Origin of the sequence: Acinetobacter sp. 8I-beige, assembly GCF_902505955.1 — a bacterium.
Lineage (GTDB): Bacteria > Pseudomonadota > Gammaproteobacteria > Pseudomonadales > Moraxellaceae > Acinetobacter > Acinetobacter johnsonii.
In genome coordinates this window covers 1-6,721 of record NZ_LR732794.1, presented here as the reverse complement: position 1 = coordinate 6,721, position 6,721 = coordinate 1, and the positions used below count along the sequence as shown (strand labels likewise).

Below are 6,721 nucleotides of genomic sequence, written 5' to 3'. Positions count from 1 at the left end.
GCATGATATAGATCAACTTGATTTTCTTAACTGTAATTATAAATCTACGGCAAAGAACTCTATCAATTATATGTCAAAATATAATCTTGGTGATTTTTTTAATTTCTCGCCACATCAATTCCGCCACACATTTGCATATTTTATGATCTCTAATAATCTTTGTACTATAAATGAAATTAAACATCAGTTTAAACATGCATTAAAATCAATGACTTACACTTATGCGAAACGTGCCATATATTCTGAGTTAATTGCACAATCGAAAACCCTTGATGAAACAATTAAAATTAAGTCATTGATGCGCTTTTCAGACTCTATCGCCAAAAAACAGAGTGCTGGTGGAGGTGTAAAATTCATCTTAAATGCTTTACAACTTAAGGATTTCAAATACAATATTTTATCCGATCCACTTGAGCATACGAATCTTGAGCAAATAAATTCATATCTAGCTATTAATAAAGATTCTATTAATTTTTTACCTCATGGTTTTTGTATGAATGGTTCTGATTGTTCTTTTAGGTCTGTTGCTGAGCCTTTGAGTTGTATCAATTGTCATGGATATGTCACTACCAATGTAAACTTACCTTTTTGGAATGGATTGTTAAAGGATATTCATTCCAAATTAGCCAAAATGAGTAAAATTTCTACTTCACACAGAGAAAAATATTTAAATTTAATTTATAACCTTGAAAATAAAGAGAAACAATTGATTGAAATTATCAATACTCTTAATGTAAAAAGAATTAATATTGATCAGATTGAGGTTAGTTAAATGAAGCAAGATATTAATTTTATGTCTGATGGCTTGTTAATTTACTTAGAGCTTAATACAATTAATGAGCTAAGATCTTTAAATATTGATGAGAGTTTAATTAATAAGGTTGGAGTTTATCTTTTAGAATCTAAAATTAAAATTACCACTTCTATTGTTGCACAGCTATTAGGTATTAATCGCGCATCAATCTACAATACATATCCACAATCAGCTCAATATCTACAAGCACTCATTGCACAGCAAAAAGCCATAAACATTAAAAACAAACTGAATAAGAAACCTAAACCTACAAAAAAAAATAGTGAACCATCGGAAAATTTAAGTAATCTAGATAAAGAACACATAGCAAAATTTATGTCCATTATAATGAGTCTTGAATTTCAAAAGAAAACCCAGAAAAAACAGATTGACAAACTTAAATCAATTGTTGCGAGTTTACAATCTGAGATTCGAGAATATAATAGACTTCTTGGAAATTAGAAATTTTGAAAACTTAAATAATTTATATCAAAGGCTTTGTTGCATAAAGGTTTAAAAGAAAAAGCTACCCTAGAAGATCCAAATTTAAGATACAGCTTTAATATAAGGGTGAATATCCACCGATTTTGTAGATACCTTTAAGTTAGTTATGGACTGCCACCACTCTCCTGACATTGCTGAAATCGGTAACCCAGTCTATTTTGATCGTGAACTAAATGCGTTCTTAGATTCATATCAAAATGGAAAACCATCACAAGTCCCTGCGACTCAAGCACATAATATTTCTGTTCTACTTGCAGCATTATTCGATTCTGCAGGAAAAGATGGTACTGAAGTAAAAATTTAAAAAGCCTAATAAAAAGACAAAATAGCTGGCTAATAAAAAATCTTATTTTCCAGATAATTACATTTTTCCAATTAAGGGTAATTCTGCCAGCATATTTTTTAGAGCTAAAGCATCCCACGGTAAATGTTCAGCTATACCAAGACCTACAACTTCAGTATTTGTTGTAGCTACTTGTATTACTTTTAATACTTCCTCAATTGAGAGTTGACCCTGAGCAATACCATCAAACGCATCTTTGGGTACATTCGGGTTATTAAAATAAAGTGAACCAAAATGAGTAGTGCTTAGCACATCTAGGTCCAAATGAATCGCAAGCACTTTAATATTTTCTTCTTCTATCCATTTTTGAATCGAAGTGATTTCAGATTTGATCTCTGCTGGACGACATATACGTATATTTCGTTCAATTAAAAAGTTTGCTTCATATTCATTTTCATTATTCACACCCGCATACATTATTTTATTAGGTTTAACTGGTGTTGTCACAAACTGAGTAAGATCGCTATCTCCCTCACCCATAAGTGCACGTAGTACAGAGGCGTGAGAATGGTTATATTCCTTGGATGTCATAATGTCAGGATGAGCATCAACCCAAAGAATTCCTAAATTGTCTTGATATTTCTCTTGAAGATAGGCAAAAGGAACTAGATCCACCAAGCAGTCCCCACCTAAAACCACAAGACTATCGGGTGTATGTTTTTCTATGAGTGTCTTCGCGCTTTTAGCTTGTTGGATAATTTCAGAGCGGCCAACAATACCATCTTCATTTTCCAGCACTCTATCTTCAGAGAAAGTAACCTCAACTTCCTCAACAGGACCTTTAGCTTCTGGCGCAAGCCATGCCAACATCTGTGAACCAAAATAATAAGCGTGGAGATTACCACCTTGCCATTGGGGGAAAACGAGTCTTAATGTATTGTTTCTCATTTTTAGATTGTCCTTTTTACTATATTTATAAGCGAATCAAAATTGTACCTTGAGCTTTACGTGACTCAAGTCTTTTATAGGCTTCTAGATACTGATCAAGTGGGTAAGTACTATCAATACACGGGCGAACTTTATTTTCATGAATAAATTGCTTCAGAACTGCAATGGTTTTGTTTACATCTTCTTGAGTTTCCAGATGCGCGTCATATCCAAGTATTTTTTTCTCATAAACCACAACATCAATCAGATCAATTTGTGCGGTTATACCACCAACGAAACCGATAGATACAACTGCACCTCGAGTACGTAGTGATTTCACAAGTCGCCCAAGTAACTCTCCACCAACTGCATCACATGCTAAGTCAGCACCTTGATTATCTGTTAGTGATAATACGGTAGAATGAAAGTCATCACACGATAAATCAATAACATGTTCAGCACCTGCATCTTTTGCTCTTTGAACTTTGCTTGAGTTAGAAACTATTGCAATCGGTGTTGCTCCAAGTGCTTTAGAAACTTGAATAAGTGCACTACCCAACGAACCTGATGCACCCGTAATTAAAACTTTCTGACCTACTTCAATTTGACCCACTCGGACTAATGCTTGATGAGCAGTAACATAGTTAATTGGCAGCGCAGCCCCCTCTTCAAGCGAAAAATTATCTGGAAGTTCAATGATCCTTTCATTTTCAATCAATACCCATTCTTGCTGCATTCCGTCTTTTGTAATACCAATGTCAGCACCACCATAAATTGCTACTTTAGTACCTTTAGCAAATTTTTCACTGTCAACAACCGTTCCAGAACCATCGTTGCTAAGCACCAGTGGAAGTACTGCTTGTGGAACGATACCTGACCGAATTTGATTAGAAAGCGGGTTAATCGTGGCTGCATATACCTTAATCAGGGAGTGCCCCTGAGTGATCGAAGGGATAGGTCGATCTTGAATGACCATTTCAGGATGAGAACCTGTATTTAATAAGACAAGTGCTTGCATAAGAAAATAAACTCTTAATCAAATATTATTCATTAGTAAAAGGCGGAATTGAAAATCTATTGATAGAGGAAAAATAATCAAATCGGATACTTCTAGATTGAGCTAGAATTAGAAACAGGTATACGACATCAAAACCTACAATAGATAGAATACATACCATCATAGGGTGAGATGACACAGTGGTCTTTTCTGAAATGGACAATCGATGTTCTTAAAACGACATATTATGATAAAGAGCTATAGAGGGGATCAATCAGGATTATAGATTGAATCAACAAGCACAGATCAAACCTAAAGATTCTTGTTCTAGAATAGACATATTAAATAGATATTTTTTCTTTAATATCGACCTCTTGCACTCAAAAAAGCAATTAACTTTTGAGAGTTTGGTTTGGGGTAATGCCATAAGTGTCTTTAAAGACACGGCTAAAATGCGAAGGATTACTAAAACCGTAAGTTAAAGCAACATCACTAATATTATTAAACTGACCCTTCATTAATGCTGTATGGCTTGCTTTAAGCCGCTGTTGCCACAGCCAACGCATTGCTGTTGTCCCTTCTTTTGAAAATATTCTGTTTAGGGTTCTCGATGAAACGTGGATGGATTCAGCAATTTTTTCTAAGGTTAAATCCCGATTATCTAAATTATTCAGCAAATATGATTTGGCACGTGTGATTAACTCATCATGATGACTTTTATTCAATGATAAATTGTTATTAAACTGAGTCGTAAAAGCAGTATTCACAATGTCTAAGATCGGCACCAGTAGAGAGTTCTCACAACTCATTACTTGTTCATCAATATTCCATGTTTCTTGTATGAGGGAACCTAAAAGCCGAGTCATTGGTGAGCTATTTTTTAGTGTTTGACTTAAATATCTATCCACAGCAGGTACATGAAGTTCAAGGAGTTCATGAGGAATGGCGAGTACAATTTGATCATCCCCTTCAGGAAAATGACAGGTGAATGGTTGCGTACTATCAAATATTACAATTTCACCAGCATTTTGTTCAGAAGTAATGCCATTTTGTGTGACGAAAGTATTGGTCGATAACGATAACGAAAGAAAATATTGTCCATCTTCTTTAAATGCAGTTTTACATTGATACTCAACAGGATCTGACTGAATTTTGGAGAGTGTAGAAGCACCAAAAGCCTTCACAGAGAGTTCCGCATCAAATTTCTGCTCAGATAATTGGCGGTTAGTGGATGGGATGTAAATTGACGAAATTACATCTTGCCAATAACTAAAGTTATCACCTATATCTTGTTTTTGAGTCGAATAATATGCATTCATAAGAACCTCGTTATTGAAATAAAGCAAATAATTTTTTAATTATTAGACTTACTTCCTACTACACAGCCAAACATCAATCATGCAATTAAAGTACCAATATCCCTGATGAGGTAAAGAATTATTGATTTTAACATAATTACAGGATTTCTAATGCTAGATAGCTTATCGATAAAACCATCTAGCCAGAGTTGCCTAGTAGATCGTTGCGAAAATTCGAGTTGGGAAACTTGTCAATGGTGCACGAGGGGGAACAGCTGTTAGATATGCATCCTTTTTGCCCATTACTTTATCTATATGGGCCATGTCTTCAGCAATAACGACCCCATTTTTTAATAAAGTATTGTGCACTGGAACGGTACTATTATTGTTGAAGTCATCTACAAGCAAAGCATCAATCCCAACAAATTTTACTTTTTGGCTAACCAACCATTCCGCAGCGCTTGCAGTAAGGAAAGGCGGATTATTACTATATTCCTTTGTACCAAAATATTTATCTCGACCAGTGTAAAGCAGAACTGCTTTTCCTTTCACATCAACATTCTTGAATGCTGCTACATCAAATTTCATTGCATTTGGAGGTAATTGAACGACTACAATTGGCAAATTTGCAAGTTGCTCTAAAGAATAGTCCGAGATTTTTGCACCTTTTTCGTCCACATGGAATGGTGCATCAATGTATGTACTTGAAATACCTAGAAAAGAAATGCCATCTATTAGTGCGCCATTGCTAAATCTTTCACCTTTTTGGAATACTTTCACTTCACTGAGACCCGGATAGGTTACTAAGTCATGCTCTAATCCATGATTAAGGTCTATATATTCTTGAGCTACAGGAAGCTCTTTTGCTTGAATATAAGTAGAGCACATGAAGATACTCACACCTGATAAAAGAATGCGTAATTTTGTAGATTTAAACATAGGTTAATCCTCTAAGGTTGGGTTGGTGTTTGAATAGAAGCTTTACAGCTTTTATTTTTTCTTGAATATTTAAATTCAGAAACAATAATGGATAAAATAATTAAAAATATTGCAAAAAAATCAGTGGTTTTTAGCGAATAATCAAATATAAAAATTGAAGAAATCATTGCAGAAAAAGGAATTAATGCAACACACATCCCAGCAGATGATGCACTAATAAAATTAATACCCTTAAAAAAAAGCATATAAGGAATAGCCCAAACCAATACTCCATAATATAAAAATATTAAAATATTTTCATATAATAAACCCACCTTAATATGATCAACCTCATTAAATGATAGTGGAAAGGAAAACAAACAACCCATAAAACACACACCCGTAGCAAGTGTTAATGGTTGGAGATTGCTTGAAATTTTTTTGGAATAAATAATATTTAATGCATTTGAGAGTGTTGATAAAGAAATAAGGATCAAGCCAATAAAAGAACTACCTTTACCTTCATTCATCTGATCAGGCAATGTCATAACCAATATACTGGAAATTGCTAATAAAATAGAGATGATTTTATGAGTGCTAGATCTTTCTTTGAGAAAGAAAATAGAAAGTATTAATACTAATATTGGAGCAGAACTTGTAATCACAGATGCTGTAACTGCTGAAGTTCCCTCCATACCATAAAGCAAAAAATATGTATATAAAACAGCACCTAATAAAGAAAGAATACTAAGATCACGCCATGATTTTAAACCTATTTTTAACCAATTCGTCTTATCCATATAGATGGAGAAAGGGAGTAAAAAGAGCGTTGCAATTAAAAATGTAATAAACATGAATGACCACGTTGGAATATTACTCATAGCATTTTGTGCTATTGGATAACTAGAACCTACTAGGAAATAACACATTCCAACATAAAATAATCCGAGAAAATGATTAAAACTCATAAATCCACCAATCCCAATATAATACAATATCTG

7 protein-coding genes and 1 pseudogene are annotated in these 6,721 nt (G+C 33.9%); 3 read left to right on the top strand and 5 right to left on the bottom strand.

Annotated features, from left to right (window positions below; genetic code table 11):
* The 3 genes and pseudogenes from GVX98_RS16695 to GVX98_RS16685 all read left to right on the top strand — a co-directional run.
* Window positions 1–772: pseudogene (locus GVX98_RS16695) on the top strand (site-specific integrase); the annotation flags it as partial.
* On the top strand, window positions 773–1,255 hold the full coding sequence (locus GVX98_RS16690; RefSeq protein ID WP_159128764.1) for a hypothetical protein: 483 nt from the start codon (window positions 773–775) through the stop codon (window positions 1,253–1,255).
* Between the two features lie 148 nt (window positions 1,256–1,403).
* Window positions 1,404–1,601 carry a hypothetical protein gene (locus GVX98_RS16685; RefSeq protein ID WP_159128763.1) on the top strand — a complete coding sequence of 66 codons (198 nt, stop codon included), beginning with the start codon at window positions 1,404–1,406 and terminating at the stop codon, window positions 1,599–1,601.
* Window positions 1,602–1,658: 57 nt separating this feature from the next.
* Here GVX98_RS16685 and GVX98_RS16680 read toward each other — a convergent pair whose 3' ends face one another.
* The 5 genes from GVX98_RS16680 to GVX98_RS16660 all read right to left on the bottom strand — a co-directional run.
* Window positions 1,659–2,528 carry an arginase family protein gene (locus GVX98_RS16680; RefSeq protein ID WP_159128762.1) on the bottom strand — a complete coding sequence of 290 codons (870 nt, stop codon included), beginning with the start codon at window positions 2,526–2,528 and terminating at the stop codon, window positions 1,659–1,661.
* A gap of 25 nt (window positions 2,529–2,553) precedes the next feature.
* Window positions 2,554–3,525, bottom strand: coding sequence for a zinc-binding alcohol dehydrogenase family protein (locus GVX98_RS16675; protein WP_159128761.1), 972 nt, complete (start codon window positions 3,523–3,525; stop codon window positions 2,554–2,556).
* Window positions 3,526–3,896: 371 nt separating this feature from the next.
* Window positions 3,897–4,823 carry a helix-turn-helix domain-containing protein gene (locus tag GVX98_RS16670; RefSeq protein WP_159128760.1) on the bottom strand — a complete coding sequence of 309 codons (927 nt, stop codon included), beginning with the start codon at window positions 4,821–4,823 and terminating at the stop codon, window positions 3,897–3,899.
* A 192-nt stretch (window positions 4,824–5,015) separates the two neighbouring features.
* Window positions 5,016–5,741, bottom strand: a complete 726-nt coding sequence (locus GVX98_RS16665; RefSeq protein ID WP_216070690.1) for a cyclase family protein — start codon at window positions 5,739–5,741, stop codon at window positions 5,016–5,018.
* A gap of 11 nt (window positions 5,742–5,752) precedes the next feature.
* A partial coding sequence (locus tag GVX98_RS16660; protein ID WP_216070689.1) for a DMT family transporter occupies window positions 5,753–6,721 on the bottom strand: 969 nt, incomplete at its 5' end.